Here is a 17,131-nt window from a genome sequence, read left to right as displayed (position 1 = left end):
ACCTCTAATCCAGGGGGCTGGCCGCCATCCATTTATCGCGAAAGAATGCTGTCGCAAGCAGCTTAGTAACGGGATACCTGTATGAGTGTGTTTTCAAACTGCACTTTTATTGACAACTCCAAGTTGGAAAACATTTGGACTAACACATTTTGATAATACAAAGAGGAGACATAGAAGATGCCTCCTCTTTTTCTATCATATGGAGATACTTGACCTTCGCAATACCGAGGCGATTGGATTCCATATTGCTTGACTTAATTTTCACTTTTTATGCAACAAGAAGAAAAGCAACTGCAATTAATCCGCAGCTGCTTTCCTTATCAAGTGGAAGAAATTAAGTTAAAGTCCCGATAAATCCGCTCCAAATTCATAAATTTCACGGAGCTATCATAAAAATAGCCTCTCCCTTTGCTTACCTCGTCGTAAAGCTTTCGTGCATTGGAAAGAATGGTGGATCTGTGAGTCTTGATATACTGATATTCCGCCTCTAAAAGAGATCTGTATTTAGGGTCGTGTTCAAAATCCTTGAAATCGACGTAAGTAAACTCGCTTTCTAGGAAGGGTATCATACAGTTATATTTAATAATTGCTACAGGATCTTTAGCAGGGTCATCATACACTTTATCAAAAGATTTATTCTTTTTCTTGTATCTAGGCTTGTTTTCATATGAAGATAATGGTGCAAAATATTGGTGATCGCCAATATTCAAAAGAATCCCTATATAGGGCCGCAAATTACCCCTTCTATCATTATATTGCACCTTATCATCATGGCTATGAAGAAAGTTAATATAATTGTCTGTAACACGATAAAATAAAATCTTTTCAATGTCCTCGGTTTCACTTGAGCTCATTTATGCTTCTCTCCCCAATAAAAAAAGAGCGCTTACGCTCTTCAGCCCTCACTTTGTGGAAGAGGGATTCCAATTTACAACTCGCCCTTAAGTTGGTGGCGAAACACCAATTTACGACTCGCCCTTATGCTGGTGGCGAAACACCAATTTACGACTCGCCCTTACGCTGGTGGCGAAACACCAATTACTTCTCCGTTATTATAACATTCCCCCCCTCGGTGCGTCAATTAATCAGCATGAATTATTCAAAAAAGGGCATCTTAATAACAATGGACTTTCGTGAGTCAGACTCACGTTATTTCAAGGAGTTCTTTCCCCTTTAATGATTTATCTTGAAATCCATGATAACACATATTTACTTAACCTCGCTTTCGCTAATGCTCCTAATATATGGTGTATGGTGCGGCTCCACCTAATGAAACAACCTTTTTTAGACTGCACCTAACCTCAAAAATTGAGCTTTTGTGCATAGCATATAAAGTGCATGATCCGGTACTTTGAAGCTAAGCAATGGAATGGATCACTATTCAGAAATATGCAATTTTATTTTTTGGGTTTTTATTACGTATCGGCGTGTGACACACACATTATAACTACAACAAAATCAGCAGAAGGCTAGCAGAAGGCTTACCGATATGGAGAAAGTATTTGCGACCATGCAGACATTTAACAAGCTAAACACGAGTTGAGCTACAGTTTTGGAGTGGTCATACTGGTCACATATTTGGTCACGGACATATTCTCCGGTGAGTCCTTAAAATAATACTCAATAAAATGATACACAAGATGAATAGGTCAAAACCCTTGAAAATTAAAGGGGTTTGACCTATATCAAAATCTATGATTATCTCTGCTCCGATGCATGTCTCTTAGTTCGGGACCAAGAGGTCGCAGGTTCAAATCCTGTCGTCTCGACCACCCTATACATATCCGATTGCGGCGATAGAGCCGCAATTTTTTTATGCCTTGGCACACGCGTTCCCCGATAAGCCCTATAGCCCAGCCCCCGATGATCAAGGAGCCTTGCTCCTTTTTTTAATACCTCTCCCAACCTTCCAAACGTTCCTATTCCTTGCTCCTCTCCATTTTGGTTTCCTTGCCGTTCTCTTTTCTTGTGCCTGAGAAGTCTCATTTTGTTTTTTTAAAGAACAGATGGGTTCGCCTTACCGCATCTTTGCTGCAATGATACTCCGCTGCTGGTTCTGCAAGAAGAACAGGCGCGTCTTTGGAAAATTTTTCCCCTTGAAACACGAATATTTGTTCGCTATTCTTAATATACTAATGACAAGAACAAACGTTCCCATCTTAGGAAGGCGGTGCCGCATGAAATTCGAAAGGTATGTTGGCAGCACGGTGGAAATCATCTACATGGACCGGAACAAGCGAATAAGCCAGCGCCGCATTACGGTCGTGTCGGTACAAGACGGCCGCCTGCGCGCGCATTGTCTCGCCCAGCAGGCGCCTCGCTTATTTAGGATTGACAGCATCTTGGCTGTCCATGCAGTTCCCGGACGGGGGGCCGGATGAGGGCAGACACAATAACCTCAAGCCGAATCCCGAATCCCGCCATCTTCGTGTGCCGGCGCATCCGAATGGACGGAGTGCAGACATTCCCTTGCCGGATCAAGACAATATAACCTGAAGGAAGAGTGCCGTATGAGCCCGCGCCCTTTACTGACGCAAGACGAATTTCATAACGTCAAGATGTCCATGATTCTCCCCGTGATGCTCGACGTGCTGCAGCAAGATATGAAAAAAATGAACCAATCGAAGCTGCGGCTTGATGTCGTGTATATAAAAAGTCTCGATAAAGCGCAGGAGTGTGTCCTCAAGGAGCTGCTCCAGCTGAAAACCGAGCATAAAAAGAAAGGAATCCGTATCTACGAGGAGACGCGCACGCCCGAAGGTATTCGCGGTAAATTTCAGTGCCGCGGCTATGAGCATACGATTTTTTTGTTATGGGAAAAAGTACGGGCGGAGATGCTGGTCAAATGCAGCGAATATTTGCAAGTATCCTTGACGGAGGGTGGCTGATGCGTGAGGAGCAAACGTCAGAGAGTCATCCTCTTGGCCGATTGTCGGTCTTTCTACGCATCGGTGGAGAAAGCTGCGCACCCGGAATACGCCAATAAGCCATTGGTAGTGGCGGGCAACCCCGAGGAGCGCCGCGGCATTATTCTTGCCGCTTGCCCGTTAGCCAAAACCTACGGCGTTACCACGGCCGAATCCGTCAAAGAGGCGCTGAACAAATGTCCGGGGCTTGTCATCATCAAGCCGCGCATGCAGACGTATATTGACGTATCCCTGCAAATTACGGAAATTCTCGAACATTACACCGATCTTGTGGAGCCGTACAGCATCGACGAGCAGTTCGCCGATATAACGGACAGCGTCGGTTTATTCGGCAATCCTCTGGACATCGCCAAGTCGATACAGGATCAAGTGTACACGTATACGGGCGTATACATCCGGATCGGCATCAGCGAGAACAAGGTGCTGTCCAAAATGGCATGCGACAATATCGCCAAAAAAAACGACTCCGGCTTATGCTGCACGACGAGGGAAGAACTGATCACCCAATTGTGGACGCTCCCCGTCAAAAGCATGTTCATGATCGGTTCGCGCATGATGGCGCACTTCAACCGCCGTAACATTCATACGATCGGCGACTTGGCACATACGCCTTTAGCTGATTTAAAAAGAATCATGCGCCAGCAAATGAAGCGGCAGTCGGATATTCAAGCCGAGGTGCTCTGGAAAATCGCCAATGGCATGGATGACGAAGCCGCAGTCGATCCATCCCTTAACGGAGTGGTACAGAAGGCGATCGGGCATCAGATGACACTGCCCTTCGATTACTGGACCATGGACGATTTGCGGGTCATTCTCCTCGAGCTTTCCGATCTCGTCTGCCGGCGGGCGCGGGCGAAGGGGCGCATGGGATGGGTCGTGGCGGCAGGGGCGCAGGGGGCTGACTTCAACAACCCTACCGGCTTTTACCGGCAATCGAAGCTTTCGCATGCGACGGATATAACGAATCATGTATATGAAGCCGCCTGCCGCATTTTCGACAACCAGTGGGACGGCTTTCCCGTACGGAAAGTCGGCGTCACATTGTCTTCGCTCGTCGCGGGCGATCATTATCAGCTCACCTTGTTCGACAATAGCGAGCGGCTCCGCAGCATGGACCGGACGACGGATTCGATCCGGGACAGGTTCGGCGATACGGCCATTATAAGGGCATCTTCCGTACTGCCGGCGGGGCAAGCCAAGCGCAGAAGCAACATGATCGGAGGCCATTGGAAATGAGCGAAAAGTTGAAACCCAACGGCATTTGGATGACGAAGATGATGCTCCCCGAGCACAAGGAGCGCATTAACCGGCATAATGAACAGCTGGAGGTGCAAACGAGGCCGGTGCTGGACGAACAAAAGCAGGAGGAAATCAGCCGCATGCTATTGAAGGCGTATGAAGACGGGAACGACGTTACCGTTACGCTGTTCCAGTCGAAGAGCCGCATGATTCTGACCGGTCGCATCGCCAAGCGGGATCACCTCCTTCAGCGATTGCTGATCGGCGGGCAATGGGTATCGATGGCCGACATCGTCGATTGTGAGTGAGATGACGCCCTTACCGGGCGCACCATGTCGAAAGGAGAACGTTCCTCGTGGAACGTTCTCCTTTCTATTGCCGTACTGTTCCAGAGCAGCCTTACGATGCGATGGGCATTTGATCCGCCCCCCGCACCTCCACCTTCACTTCTTGGGGCACCACCACCGTCACCCTCATGTAGGGGGTGTAAGAGCGTAAGCCCCGATGCGCGGGCTGCTGCTTGATGTGCACGTACATCGTGTCGCCTACCGTCCTGAACGTGTAAGGAGACGGCGAATCCGCTGCCGTTCCCGCTTCCTGCGGCACCCGCTCGCGGTAGCTTCCGAACACATGCACGACGCGCTCGTTGGACTGATCGACCTTCACCTGAGATCCCGACGTCTGCACGATAATCCGCTTCACATCCGCACCCACCGGCTGCTTCGCATCAGGAAGCTCCACCGTCCGTTCGACCTCGGATATCGCCAGCTGGATTTGTCCGATGACCCCGATGCTCGTCAGTACGGCAAACCCGAGGCAGCAAGTATACAGCAGCGAGACGAAGAAGACACTGACAAAGTCGTAACGAACCACGGTGTTTTCCTTCCGCGAGAACCACAGGTACAGCAAAATTTCAAGGCCGAGGAGCACGAACAATATGGGCCACCAGGCGATGAAGGCATCGAATGCCCTCATCCCGTTCATCTGCGATACAAAGAGAATGCTGCCGAGGAACACAAGGGTAAGCCCCATCGACAACGTGCCTACACGCCATCGCATCATGACATCCTCCCTCCTTTCGTTTTTTTGCTGCCGAGCAGCAATCGAATGCCTCCGCCGATCAGCAGCACGCAAACGATCGTCGTTTGGAAATACCGGTCAAACCAGTAGGTGAACCGCCGCATCTGCTCTGCGGTCAGCCACAAGTCCAGAGCGTTGACCAGCACCTGGTCGAACAGGTAATAGACGCCCAGCCCGAGGATCGCCAGCCCAATCCAGCGCTGATGGTGAATGAGCCAGTCTACGATCGGCACATCGCGCAGCTCCTCGCGCCCGACCTTCGATATATGCTGAAGCGCATCGAAGAAGCTGTAAAACCAAAGAATCGGGATCAGGAACAAGAATAGCGACAATCGCAGCGTATCCATAATGTAAATGCTGAACAAAAAAGCGGCCATGAATTGCAGACCCCGCTTTTGCAGACCCAAGTACATATGCCCCGCTCCCGGGAACATGGCAAGCAGCGTCGCCATCGTTTTATTTTTTTTGCCTGCGTCCCGCCCTTCCTGAAAATCCTCGAAGATGGTCCGGTCCTGCAGCGGCTCGCCGTTCTCCTTTCGGTTGAGCTGCTGGACGCAGTCAAACAAGCCGTATAGCCAGATGATCGGAAGGATACCGAGGAAAACGAAAAATCCGTCCCGATGCGTCATCGCCGCAACAAAAAAGATCATAACCGTCATACCGAAAAAAACAATCAGAAAGGCAAGGCCGCGCTGCATAAGACCAAGTTGAAGGTGGCCGAGCCCCGGAATAAACGACAGTAAAATCGTGTGGAAGCGCTCATTGGTTTGCGGCAGCGCAGACGCGGCCGTCCTTCCGTCGGACGAACCGTATCCTCCCGGCTGAGCTGCTCCATTCCCTGGGGAGCCTGGCTGCCTTGTCAGCAGCGTCCTAAGCATATCGATCATATTGATGCCCCAGAACAGCGCCGCCACAAACAGCATGAATATATACGGAAATTCGTTTCCGCCGACCACTCGGTGAAAGCGGACCGCCACCATAAGGGCAAGCAGCAGCAGCGATCCCAAACATCCGGCGGCATACAGCATTCCTTTTAATGTCCGGCCTAAATAGAGGTGGCCGAGTCCCGGGATAAACGACAGCAGCAAGGCGACCATCGGGCTTTTATTTGAATTCATGGCGTACTCCCTCTTTCGCGTTTCGGTTGAATGGAATCCAGCAGGCCGAGCGTATGATTCATTATAATTTTGGAGTAAGGTGTATCCGCTGGCTCAGCCGCATTCGCCGAGCCCGGCTCTATATGGGTTATTGGCCGAGTAATCGTCTGGAAGGCGCCTGAGCCCATCAGAATCAGTGTGATGACCGCAGCGACGGCATAATGGAAGAATGGATGGTGGAGCAGCGGCAGGCGAACGTCGCGTTTGACAGCCGGCAATGCCTGGGGGGCTTTTTCCCGCTCCTGTTCCTGCGATACATTCCATAACGCATCGAATCGGTCCATGGCAATATCTGCAAATGCAGCCTCGTCGACCGGCAGCGGCAGCCCTTCCGCTTGCTCCAGACAAAGCATGTATTGCTCCAAACAAAGGTCACAGACGGCCAAGTGCGTTTCGTATCGTTCCCGCTCCGCAGGCGCCAGCGCATCTTCCACATACTGCTTCCAATGCTCTAACGGAATATGGGTCATTGCCACTCCTCCTCCTTCCAATGCTTGCGCATATACTGCTTGGCCCGATAGAGCTTCGACTCTACCGTTTTTAAAGCGATGTTCTGTTCATCGGCAATTTGCTGATAACTCTTCTCCTCGATATAGAAGGCAAAGACGACATCGCGATAGTTGTCCGGCAGCCGTTCCAGCTGATCGCGGACTTGCTCCCTCCGTTCACGGCTAATGACGCCCGCTTCCAGCGAATCGTCATACATAAGATCGTGAGGCGGAAGTGACTCCCATTGATCGGTCAACTGCTCCCTTTTGCGGTCTCTCGCCCGCTTGAAATCAATTGCCTTGTTAACGGCAATACGGGTAATCCACGTCTTGAAGCCGTGATATTGATACTGAGGGAGAGACGAGCATATCTTCAGCAGCACTTCTTGCGTGACGTCTTCGGCATCCTTCGTGGAACGAAGCACTGCATAGACCGATTGGAACAAATACCGACCGTACTTGTCCACAAGCTCGCGGAATGCATCCCGGTCTCCGGCAGCCATTCGCGCAATCCAAGCTTCTTCCGTAATCGTCTCCCCCTCCTCTCTGCATGTAATAGACGATCCCCCTAGGAAAACTACTGCACCTTTTGAAAAAAATGTGTGACCATCTTTTCCCATCTACACTTTTTTCCTTGCAGTCTATATGATATAATAAGAAATGATTTTATGTCCCCGTAGCTCAACAGGATAGAGCAGTCCTCTCCTAAAGGACAGATAGTGGTTCGAGTCCTCTCGGGGACGCTTCTTTACTTACCGAAACGATAACGAGCCTGATCGCGCCAACCGGCGCAGTCAGGCTCTTTTTCATTATTGTTACCCCGTATAGCGGCGACGGCCGATCCGGGAAGGGTGCGTTCGACCGTTTCACCTGGCTCCCTTGCCTCGGCGATGTGCTGCGCTTCGGCTTGCTGAAGCCCGCGCTGCTAACGCGTCAGTACATCTGGCCCGTTCTTCGTAATGGCAACGGTATGCTCGAATTGTGCCGACAAGCTGCCATCCATCGTACGGGCGGTCCAGCCGTCAAAATCAATAAACATCTCGAATTTCCCCGCGTTAATCATCGGTTCGATCGTAAAGACCATGCCTTCTCTCAAAAGAAACCCTTTGCCCGGCTTGCCGACATGCGGAAAGGACGGTTCCTCATGCATCGATCTTCCGATGCCATGGCCTTCCAAGTCCCGAACGACGGAAAATCCGGCCCCTTCCGCATGCTTTTGCACGACGTGCATGACGTCGCCAATCCGGTTCCCGGCCATCGCTTTCGCAATACCGAGATCCAGACATTCCTTGGCGACGCGAATTAGCCGCTGCGCTTCCTCCGATATCGTACCTACCGCATACGTGCGGCACGAATCGGCCACCCAACCGTCGTATTTGCATACGATGTCCATTTTGACAATGTCGCCGTTTAACAGCGGCTCTTCGTTTGGAAAGCCGTGAGCGATAACGTCGTTCACCGATGCGCAAGTGGCAAACGGAAAGCCGCGGTATCCTTTCGTCACCGTCTCCGCTCCGTTTTCCAGCAAAAAACGCTCGGCAAAATCGTTAATCTGCAGCGTCGTCACGCCGGGACGTATTCTCTTCTCGATTTCCTCATGGCACTGGGCCAATATGCGTCCTGCCTTGCGGATGTGTTCGATTTGTTCAGGGGTTTTCAAAGTGACCATCAAAGCGCCTCCCGTACACGAATACCTATTCATTTTATAATATAGTACGCAGTTGGCTTTCCCATGTTCTCCTCATTCCGAAGCCCGCAATAACCTTTTCAATGTAACCTTTTTATCACCATTCGGCAATCCATTCCCAGCATTGAAAACCAATTGAAAGCCAGTCGGATATGGCTTGCCTAGCTGCGTTTTTCCCCGTTAATAGCGCCAAATTGTAACCAACCGACCGTGTAAAAACGATTCTCTTTTCTCCCACTTCATGGTAGAATTAGGGGGAATCTATGAATGGGGTGTGTAGACGCAATGCCGCCAACCAATCGATATTACATCATTTACGACGAATATTCGATTTCTATTTGCACCATGTTCGACGACATATGCGATGCTTTGGCAAACGGATCTGTATTATTCGGTTATACAGATTGTGAAGATATGGCTCATTCGATGATGGGCGAATGCTTCCTTGCATTAGAGAAAAGAAACGTATAGAGATATGTAATATAAAAACAACAGCCCCTAACAATATGTAAGGGGCTGTTGTTTTTTCGTTATATGATGGCGTTTATTATCCTTCGCCGTTATTATGACGGCTATGATTTTGGTTTTTTACTTTTTTCGAACCGGACAACGGTTCATTAGGTTGACGGCGTTCCGCCTGATTTTGCCGTCCGCTCGGCGGGTTGACCGGCTGTGGAATATCTTTTGGCATTGTACGAAGTCCCCCTTATCAGCCTCTAATTTTCTTTATCCAGAAGCATCGAAGTTCCGGATTCATCTTGATGATTTAGCGCATCCTGGTGCCTGCGATCGTTGGTTTGCTGCTGCAGCTGCTGTGCCTGATGGCTGTTGACGATCGTCTTGTCCAAGTCTTTTACGACATTTTGCAAGTTTTTGTCTGCGCCGCTTTTATTTTGGGTCATGCGGATTCAGTCCCTTCCTATTTGCTGGCCGTCAGTGAATGCAGCTGCTGTGCGCATTCATGAATGTGCCTTACGTAGTCGTCCACCATCGTCTGGATGATGTCTGTCCGTTCGTCCACGCTGACGCCATCGCGCTCCACATCGACCAATTCCACCTTGACTTCTCTTGCATCCACGTAGGTGCATTTATAGTCAAAGCTGTAATGGCTGTGTCCCGCAGTAGCAATGTGAATCCGTAATACGTTGGGCTCTGCTTCGTCCTTTTTCACTTCCGTGCGGTCCGATTCACTTAGAACCGTCGGCAGCGTATGGGCCCATGCATTCGCCAGCCGTTCCGCGTCCACTTGCAGAGTATCGTGTTTGCTCATTATATAACACCTCCACCTTCTTAAAATGCGAATCCCGTCACTGCTTTATACGAACGCCCAATAAGCAAAAAAAGCCACGTGCGGCACCAGTCGTCAAGTGCTCCATATGTATTTGGGGAACCTTGTACCAAACGCTTTTCCGAAGATCCCCGTAGTCTCCAAAAAATATAAGCAAAAACTCCGCTAGGCTAGGTAGCCCGCGGAGCTTTTGCTGCAAGTTTATTGATTAAGCATGCGCCGGAGTGGGTGTCGTCCCCGTTCCTTTGGTGTGACCGGCATCTTTGTTGTGGTTAAACCATTTGCGGAGGTATGGCATCAAGTAGTAGTCGACGCCGAATTTCCCTGCGTTCATCCCAGCCATAAACACGATGCCTCCAATCAGTACCAACCACGGGTTCGTGCTTACGGTGCCGGCGAACATAAACATAAAGTTCATCATAAGTCCGAAGAATGCGGCCGTTGCAGTTAAGCATCCGAGAATCAAACCGAGACCTACCAGAAATTCGCCTATCGGAATCATGATATTAATCAGCTTCGCATTCGGTAAAGCAAAGTTGTTGACGAAGGCGGTGAAGGTCGGATACACAAGCTCATTGGTTGCTTTGTCTACAATCGGTTTAGTAACCGCGTTTTTCAGGAAGCCTGTCGCATCGAATCCGTCCGTCAACTTGTGCCACCCTGCCGTTATCCATGTATACCCAAGATACAAACGTACAAACAGTAGCACTATCGCTGCGTATTTATTTTCTCTAAGCCATTTGACTAACATGATAATCAGCTCCTATAATTTAATTAGTGATTTTTTTCACATACATGGTTAAAATAAAACCGTCTATTGCAGCCGAGATCGTGCAGTTCGTTGAGAAGGTTTCATAGTCCATCTTCCTTTCCGCTTGCTTTACTTATTTGTTACTCCCTTGCTACATCTTTACTATACATCGAATGCTAATATTTGTATGTGATAAAAATCACATAGTTAAAAAACTTTCGATGCCCATGCTCCAACGAACCTTCGGTTCTCATCCCACCGGCTTGCTCGCCATTAAAAAAACGACCCTCACGGGTCGTTGCTTTTTATGTATGGCGGAGAGGGTGGGATTCGAACCCACGGAGACCTTGCGACCTCGGCGGTTTTCAAGACCGCTGCCTTAAACCACTCGACCACCTCTCCGGGTGACAAGAAGCATTGTATCACAAAACAAAAATTAAATTCAAGCGTTAATTTTTGCTGATCTTGCGAATCCCGCCCATATAAGGCTGCAATGCTTCCGGCACCAGGACGCTGCCGTCCTCCTGCTGGTAATTTTCCAAGATAGCCGCCACCGTTCGGCCGAGCGCCAAGCCTGAGCCGTTGAGCGTATGCACGAATTCCGGCTTCGCTTTGCTGTCTCTGCGGAAGCGAATGTTCGCCCGGCGCGCCTGGAAGTCCTCGAAGTTGCTGCAGGACGAAATCTCGCGGTACATGTTGCTGTTAGGCAGCCATACCTCAAGATCATACGTCCTAGCTGACGAGAAGCCCATATCGCCCGTACAAAGCGCCAGAACGCGGTACGGGAGCTTCAGAAGCTGAAGCACCTTCTCCGCATTGCTCGTGAGCTTCTCCAGCTCCTCATTCGAGCTCTCCGGCGTTGTGAGCTTCACCAGTTCAATTTTGTTGAATTGATGCTGGCGAATGAGTCCGCGCGTATCGCGACCCGCCGATCCGGCCTCCGAACGGAAGCAAGCGCTGAAGGCGACAAAATATTTCGGCAAATCCTCGATACTGAGAATATCGTCACGATGATAGTTCGTAACCGGCACTTCCGCCGTCGGGATCAGGAAATAATCGGTGCCTTCGACTTTGAACACATCTTCCTCGAACTTCGGAAGCTGTCCCGTTCCCATCAAGCTGTCGCGATTGACGATATACGGCGGCAGCATCTCCTCATAGCCGTGCTGATCGGAATGGAGATCCATCATAAAGTTGATGAGTGCCCGCTCCAACCGAGCGCCCAGCCCTTTATAGAACACGAAGCGGGAACCGGTTACTTTAGCCGCAGCTTCAAAATCAAGAATCCCCAGCTGCTGCGCAATCTCCCAGTGCGGCTTGGCTTCGAAAGCAAAGGACGGAAGCTCGCCTACACAGCGAATCTCGATATTCTCTTCCTCGGATGCACCGACAGGGACTTCGTCCTGCGGTATATTGGGAATGGCGAGAACAATCGCATCAATCTCCGTTTCCAGCCCGCGGATCTCTTCGTCCAGCGTCTTGATCCGGTCGCCGACGACCTTCATTTCCTCAATCAAATGGTCGGCGTTTTCCTTCGCCTTTTTCAGCTGCGCGACTTCTTGAGAAACGACATTACGACGGTTTTTCAACTGCTCTACTTCCTGCAGAAGCTCCCTGCGTTTCGTGTCCAACTCGGTAAAACGGTCCAACTCTTCAATATTTTTACCGCCCCGGTTTATCATCGCTTGCTTGACTTTATTTATATCACTGCGGAGCAGTTTGACATCCAACAAGGAGATCCCTCCTACCTCGATTCACGTACCATGTCCAGAAAATAGGCATGCAGCCGCTCATCATCAGTCAATTCCGGATGAAACGAGGCGGCCAATAAATGCCCTTGGCGGGCGGCAACGATCTGATCTTGGTATGTCGCCAGAACGTCTACCTCGCTGCCCACCTGCTCGATGAGAGGCGCTCGAATAAATACGGCGCGAACGTCCTTATCGACGCCTTTAATGTCCAGATCGGTCTCGAAGCTTTCCCTTTGCCGGCCGAAGGCATTTCTGGCGACGCGAATGTCCATCAAACCGAGATGCGCCTCTTCTTGGCCCGATATTTCCTTGGCCAGCACGATCAGACCCGCGCATGTGCCGAAAAGCGGCTTGCCCTGCAGCGAAAACTCGCGCAAGGCATCGATAAAGCCGTACGTGCGCATCAATTTCCCGATGGTCGTGCTTTCTCCACCGGGAATAATGATGCCGTCAATGTCCGGCAGCTGCTCCGTTCTTTTTACAATAACGCCTTCGCCGCCGGCTTTCTCTATCATATCGATATGCTCCACAACCGCTCCTTGCAGAGCAAGCACTCCGATTTTCATGCCGTTCTACCTTCTTCCTAATTACCAGCCGCGCTCCTGCATACGTTCGGACGCGTTCAGCTTGGAAATCTCAATCCCTTTCATCGGGGTGCCAAGGTTTTTCGAAACTTTGGCGATCAGTTCATAGTCCGTGTAATGCGTTGTCGCTTCAACGATCGCTTTAGCGAACTTCTCAGGGCTATCCGATTTGAAGATACCGGAGCCTACGAATACGCCGTCCGCGCCCAAATGCATCATAAGCGCTGCATCCGAAGGCGTCGCCACGCCGCCAGCTGCGAAGTTGACCACCGGCAAACGGCCGTTCTCATGAACGAAGAGAAGCTGCTCGTACGGAGCGCCGAGATTTTTCGCTTCCGCCATCAATTCGTCTTTGGACAAGCTTTGGATTTTGCGGATTTGGCCATTAATCATACGCATGTGACGAACCGCCTCGACGATATTCCCCGTTCCCGGCTCACCCTTCGTGCGGAGCATCGACGCGCCTTCACCGATGCGTCGCAGCGCTTCCCCAAGGTCTCTGGCGCCGCAAACGAATGGAACCGTAAATTCATGCTTGTTGATATGGAACACTTCATCAGCTGGCGTCAGCACTTCGCTCTCATCAATGTAGTCTACACCCATCGACTCCAATACTTTCGCCTCAACAAAATGGCCGATACGCGCCTTCGCCATCACCGGGATAGAGACGACCTTCATAACCTCTTCCATGATCGTAGGATCCGCCATACGGGCTACACCGCCGGCAGCTCGAATATCCGAAGGCACTCTTTCCAACGCCATAACCGCAGATGCGCCTGCCGCCTCGGCAATACGGGCTTGTTCCGCGTTCATAACGTCCATGATGACGCCACCCTTTTGCATTTCAGCCATACCTTTTTTTACTCGCGATGTTCCAGTTTCCATATCTGACTCCTCCTATACGACGCTCCGTTATATTCACGATACGCAAAATGCGACAAACTAACTAAACAATTATTTTACATGAACCCTTCTAAATATACAACCCGTGGAACCGGGAATTTAAGCCTACTTCGAGCCGCTGATCATGTCGACAAAAAAGTTTTTGATCGCCCGGAAAAACAGCCGGAACCAGCTTCCTTTTTCCTCATCGTTTGCCGCTACCATTTTGACCGTGTACGGCTTATTGTCATACGTTACCGTCAAGGTCCCGACCTCGTCTCCCTTTTTGACTGGAGCTACGAGATCCGGCTTCGCTTGGGCCGTCTTCACAAATGCGCTGTCCGGCGTTCCTTTTTTCACGAGCAGCGACAATCCTTCACCCGTTACGGCGGCAGCTTGCGTATTCACGCCTTTTTTGATTGGCACGGCAGGCAATGCATCAACCGTGGCACCGGCCTGCACAACCTCTTTCTTTTCAAAATTCGAAAAACCGTAATCGAGTATTTTCTTCGTATCGTAGAAGCTGTTATCTCGCGTACTGGAATTCATCACGACCGATATGAGCCTTGTATCGTTGCGGACCGCCGTACCGGTAAAGCAGTAGCCCGCCTTATCCGTGTGGCCGGTTTTAAGGCCGTCCAGCCCCTGGTACACATACTTCTTAAAGTTAATATTGTCTTTATTGCCTTCGAGCATCCAGTCATAATTAATCATCGGATTCGCATCCGTCGGCCTGAACTTCTTCGAAACAATGCTGGAGTACTTCACAATGTCAGGATAATCCTTCAACAGGTGGTATGCGATCAAAGCTGCATCCCGCGCGGTAAAGATCGTCTCCCCAGGCAGCGAGCTCGGCGCATACTTTCCAAGGTCTACCCGATCCAAACCGGACGTGCCGATGAAGTAGGCATCCTTGGACAGCCCCAGCCTGACCGCCGTCTCATTCATGAGCTGTACAAACTTTTCCTCCGTTCCGGAGATTTTCTCTGCTAAAGCGACAGCAGCTCCGTTATCGGAATAAATGGTCACCGCGTAGAATAAGTCCTCTACCGAATATGTATCTCCCATTGCTTTGGGAATGCCGGACAATGCTTTATTGTTCGATAAAAATGCGGAATATTCACTAATCTGAACCGTATCAGTCCAACTGATCTTCTTATTGACAATGCTCTCGAATACAAGATACTCTGTCATCATTTTGGCCATGCTGGCAGGCGGCATCGGAACATCTTCGTTTTGCGCGTAAAGAACTTGTCCTGTGGCAGCCTCCATCAAGATCGCCGCTTTCGCCGTAATGCCCAAGTTCGGTGCTTCCGCTTCTGCTGCCTTCACTGTACCCGTATATATGGAGAAAATCGCAATTTGTGCCGCTAATGTAATGCCTAACGCAAGCTTTCCCCATTTCCAAAACCGTTTCACTTCTTCACTCTCCCCTTATTTATTGTGCTTTTATTGTAGCATACCGGCCCGTCCAAAAAAAAGGAGACAAAGGACCGGGCCTTTGCCTCCAATAATATATATGTTCGGTGCCTTTACATGGAATAGTTCGGTGCCTCTTTGGTAATTTGTACATCATGCGGATGGCTTTCCCGCAAGCCTGCGCCCGTAATCCGGATAAAGCTTGTTTCGTTGATCAGCGACTGAATGTTCTTGGCGCCGCAATAACCCATACCCGAGCGTAATCCGCCGATCAGTTGATACAGCGTGTCGGCCAGAGGTCCTTTATAAGGAACGCGACCCTCGATGCCTTCCGGAACGAGCTTGGTTTCGTTTTCTTGGAAATAACGGTCCTTGCTGCCTTCCTTCATTGCACCAAGCGAACCCATGCCGCGGTACACTTTGAAACGCCGTCCTTGGAAAATTTCCGATTCGCCCGGACTTTCTTCCGTTCCTGCAAAAAGACTTCCGATCATCACCGCGCTAGCGCCAGCCGCAATGGCCTTCGTTACGTCGCCCGAGTACTTGATGCCTCCGTCGGCAATGACGGGTACATTGTACTTCCTTGCTACCGAGGCGCAATCATAAATCGCTGTAATTTGCGGAACGCCAATGCCGGCAATGACGCGCGTCGTACAGATCGATCCTGGCCCGATACCGACCTTTACAATGCTTGCTCCGGCTTCGATCAAGTCTCTCGTGCCATCGCCCGTAGCTACGTTACCTGCGCAAATCGGCAATTCCGGATACTGCTGGCGAATGCTTCTTACCGTATTCAAAATGTTGATGTGATGTCCATGCGCCGAATCTACGACGACTAGATCGACGCCTGCTTCTACGAGCGCGGCTACCCGTTCCATGACGTCCTTCGCTACGCCTACCGCCGCACCGGCCAGAAGACGCCCATGCTTGTCTTTTGCCGAGTTCGGGAATTGAATTGCCTTCTCGATATCTTTAATCGTAATAAGGCCCTTCAGAACGTTCTGCTCGTCAACGAGCGGCAGCTTCTCGATCTTGTGCTTCTGGAGAATGCCTTCCGCTTGCTGCAGCGTCGTGCCTACCGGAGCGGTCACGAGTTGTTCCCGTGTCATAACCTCTTTAATTTTGATCGAATAATCATGCACAAAGCGCAAATCGCGATTCGTCAAAATACCGACCAGTTTTTTGTTTTCGTCGCAAATCGGTACGCCCGAAATCCGATATTTGGCCATTAACTCTTCGGCATCATATACATGGTGTTCAGGGGTCAAATAAAACGGGTTTGTGATAACGCCACTTTCGGAGCGTTTCACGCGGTCTACTTCTTCTGCTTGCTGCGCGACCGGCATGTTCTTATGAATGATGCCGATGCCGCCTTCTCTAGCCATAGCAATCGCAAGCGCAGACTCGGTGACGGTGTCCATTGCAGAACTGAGGAACGGTACGTTCAGTTTGATCTGATTCGTCAATTCCGTCGCAATATCGATTTCTTTGCCAAACACTTCCGACTTCTGCGGAACGAGCAATACATCATCAAACGTCAATCCTTCTTTTTCAAACTTAGATTCCCACACGGAAATATTGCCCCCTTTAATGTTATCTTGCCGAAAAATATATTAATTGCAATCTTATCAAAAGCCCATTTTGAGTGTCAAGCACAAACTCGTGAAGATTTGATCAACCTTCCAATGTGTTCCACATCGTCTAGAAATTTAAAAAAGAGCCTCTTTGGATTATGTCCAAAGGGGCTCTTTTTATCTGCTTGGCGACGTTCTACTCTCCCAGGACCCTGCGGTCCAAGTACCATCGACGCTGGAAGGCTTAACGTTCGTGTTCGGGATGGGTACGCGTGGTTCCCTTCCGCCATCATCACCAAACAAT

General features: G+C 50.1%; 19 protein-coding genes, 2 tRNA genes and 1 rRNA gene. 5 read left to right on the top strand and 17 right to left on the bottom strand.

Translation table 11 applies throughout. From position 1 onward, the window contains the following. Positions 1-320 precede the first annotated feature (320 nt). Positions 321-854: a type III toxin-antitoxin system ToxN/AbiQ family toxin gene (locus tag KXG62_RS32625; protein ID WP_218096186.1), complete on the bottom strand. Its 534-nt coding sequence runs from the start codon at positions 852-854 to the stop codon at positions 321-323. 1,323 nt (positions 855-2,177) lie between these two features. On the opposite strand from KXG62_RS32625, the gene KXG62_RS32620 reads away from it, so the two are divergent. The 4 genes from KXG62_RS32620 (at position 2,178) to KXG62_RS32605 (ending at position 4,474) form a co-directional block, all read left to right on the top strand. Then, the gene (locus KXG62_RS32620; RefSeq protein WP_218096185.1) at positions 2,178-2,381 is read left to right on the top strand and encodes a hypothetical protein; all 204 of its coding nucleotides are present in this window, start codon (positions 2,178-2,180) and stop codon (positions 2,379-2,381) included. A gap of 129 nt (positions 2,382-2,510) precedes the next feature. Further along, positions 2,511-2,888, top strand: a complete 378-nt coding sequence (locus tag KXG62_RS32615) for a YhjD family protein (RefSeq protein ID WP_218096184.1) — start codon at positions 2,511-2,513, stop codon at positions 2,886-2,888. Positions 2,889-2,891: 3 nt separating this feature from the next. Continuing rightward, a complete protein-coding gene (locus KXG62_RS32610; protein ID WP_218096183.1) occupies positions 2,892-4,163 on the top strand; it encodes a DNA polymerase IV in 1,272 nt (423 codons plus the stop codon). Then, complete coding sequence (locus KXG62_RS32605; RefSeq protein WP_218096182.1) at positions 4,160-4,474, top strand: YolD-like family protein; 315 nt, start codon at positions 4,160-4,162, stop codon at positions 4,472-4,474. The genes KXG62_RS32610 and KXG62_RS32605 overlap by 4 nt, the downstream gene beginning before the upstream one ends. Before the next feature lie 91 nt (positions 4,475-4,565). Here the strand turns inward: KXG62_RS32605 and KXG62_RS32600 are convergent, their stop codons facing one another. The 4 genes from KXG62_RS32600 to KXG62_RS32585 are packed head-to-tail and all read right to left on the bottom strand — an operon-like array spanning position 4,566 to position 7,394. Next, entirely contained in the window at positions 4,566-5,228 is a 663-nt protein-coding gene (locus KXG62_RS32600; RefSeq protein ID WP_218096181.1) for a LiaF transmembrane domain-containing protein, read from the bottom strand. Continuing rightward, positions 5,225-6,364 (bottom strand): hypothetical protein, encoded by a 1,140-nt coding sequence (locus KXG62_RS32595; RefSeq protein WP_218096180.1) that lies wholly within the window; start codon positions 6,362-6,364, stop codon positions 5,225-5,227. The genes KXG62_RS32600 and KXG62_RS32595 overlap by 4 nt, the downstream gene beginning before the upstream one ends. Beyond that, on the bottom strand, positions 6,361-6,873 hold the full coding sequence (locus KXG62_RS32590; RefSeq protein WP_218096179.1) for an anti-sigma factor: 513 nt from the start codon (positions 6,871-6,873) through the stop codon (positions 6,361-6,363). Before KXG62_RS32590 ends, KXG62_RS32595 begins: the two co-directional genes overlap by 4 nt. Then, positions 6,870-7,394, bottom strand: a complete 525-nt coding sequence (locus tag KXG62_RS32585; RefSeq protein WP_218096178.1) for an RNA polymerase sigma factor — start codon at positions 7,392-7,394, stop codon at positions 6,870-6,872. Before KXG62_RS32585 ends, KXG62_RS32590 begins: the two co-directional genes overlap by 4 nt. A gap of 167 nt (positions 7,395-7,561) precedes the next feature. On the opposite strand from KXG62_RS32585, the gene KXG62_RS32580 reads away from it, so the two are divergent. Next, a tRNA-Arg gene (locus KXG62_RS32580) sits at positions 7,562-7,634 on the top strand. Positions 7,635-7,816: 182 nt separating this feature from the next. Here the strand turns inward: KXG62_RS32580 and map are convergent. The 12 genes from map to rrf all read right to left on the bottom strand — a co-directional run bounded on the left by map (position 7,817) and on the right by rrf (position 17,127). Continuing rightward, the gene (gene map / locus KXG62_RS32575; protein ID WP_218096177.1) at positions 7,817-8,560 is read right to left on the bottom strand and encodes a type I methionyl aminopeptidase; all 744 of its coding nucleotides are present in this window, start codon (positions 8,558-8,560) and stop codon (positions 7,817-7,819) included. A gap of 565 nt (positions 8,561-9,125) precedes the next feature. Next, the gene (locus KXG62_RS32570; RefSeq protein WP_218096176.1) at positions 9,126-9,269 is read right to left on the bottom strand and encodes a small acid-soluble spore protein P; all 144 of its coding nucleotides are present in this window, start codon (positions 9,267-9,269) and stop codon (positions 9,126-9,128) included. A gap of 25 nt (positions 9,270-9,294) precedes the next feature. Then, positions 9,295-9,480 carry a hypothetical protein gene (locus KXG62_RS32565; RefSeq protein WP_218096175.1) on the bottom strand — a complete coding sequence of 62 codons (186 nt, stop codon included), beginning with the start codon at positions 9,478-9,480 and terminating at the stop codon, positions 9,295-9,297. A 17-nt stretch (positions 9,481-9,497) separates the two neighbouring features. Then, positions 9,498-9,848, bottom strand: a complete 351-nt coding sequence (locus KXG62_RS32560; protein ID WP_218096174.1) for a hypothetical protein — start codon at positions 9,846-9,848, stop codon at positions 9,498-9,500. Between the two features lie 226 nt (positions 9,849-10,074). Next, the gene (locus KXG62_RS32555) at positions 10,075-10,617 is read right to left on the bottom strand and encodes a DoxX family protein (RefSeq protein ID WP_218096173.1); all 543 of its coding nucleotides are present in this window, start codon (positions 10,615-10,617) and stop codon (positions 10,075-10,077) included. Positions 10,618-10,929: 312 nt separating this feature from the next. After that, positions 10,930-11,019: transfer RNA gene (locus KXG62_RS32550), tRNA-Ser, on the bottom strand. 47 nt (positions 11,020-11,066) lie between these two features. Beyond that, positions 11,067-12,350 (bottom strand): serine--tRNA ligase, encoded by a 1,284-nt coding sequence (serS, locus tag KXG62_RS32545; protein WP_218096172.1) that lies wholly within the window; start codon positions 12,348-12,350, stop codon positions 11,067-11,069. Between the two features lie 11 nt (positions 12,351-12,361). Further along, positions 12,362-12,934: a pyridoxal 5'-phosphate synthase glutaminase subunit PdxT gene (pdxT, locus tag KXG62_RS32540; protein ID WP_218096171.1), complete on the bottom strand. Its 573-nt coding sequence runs from the start codon at positions 12,932-12,934 to the stop codon at positions 12,362-12,364. A gap of 21 nt (positions 12,935-12,955) precedes the next feature. Beyond that, complete coding sequence (gene pdxS / locus KXG62_RS32535) at positions 12,956-13,837, bottom strand: pyridoxal 5'-phosphate synthase lyase subunit PdxS (protein ID WP_218096170.1); 882 nt, start codon at positions 13,835-13,837, stop codon at positions 12,956-12,958. Positions 13,838-13,960: 123 nt separating this feature from the next. Further along, positions 13,961-15,253 (bottom strand): D-alanyl-D-alanine carboxypeptidase family protein, encoded by a 1,293-nt coding sequence (locus tag KXG62_RS32530; protein ID WP_218096169.1) that lies wholly within the window; start codon positions 15,251-15,253, stop codon positions 13,961-13,963. Positions 15,254-15,366: 113 nt separating this feature from the next. After that, entirely contained in the window at positions 15,367-16,824 is a 1,458-nt protein-coding gene (guaB, locus tag KXG62_RS32525; protein ID WP_218096168.1) for an IMP dehydrogenase, read from the bottom strand. 186 nt (positions 16,825-17,010) lie between these two features. After that, positions 17,011-17,127 (bottom strand): 5S ribosomal RNA (gene rrf, locus KXG62_RS32520). Positions 17,128-17,131: the final 4 nt, after the last annotated feature.

The sequence above is a fragment of the Paenibacillus solanacearum genome (assembly GCF_910593845.1).
Lineage (GTDB): Bacteria > Bacillota > Bacilli > Paenibacillales > NBRC-103111 > Paenibacillus_G > Paenibacillus_G solanacearum.
Note: the sequence above shows the minus strand (reverse complement) of the source record. Positions and strands in the feature narration are given on the sequence as shown.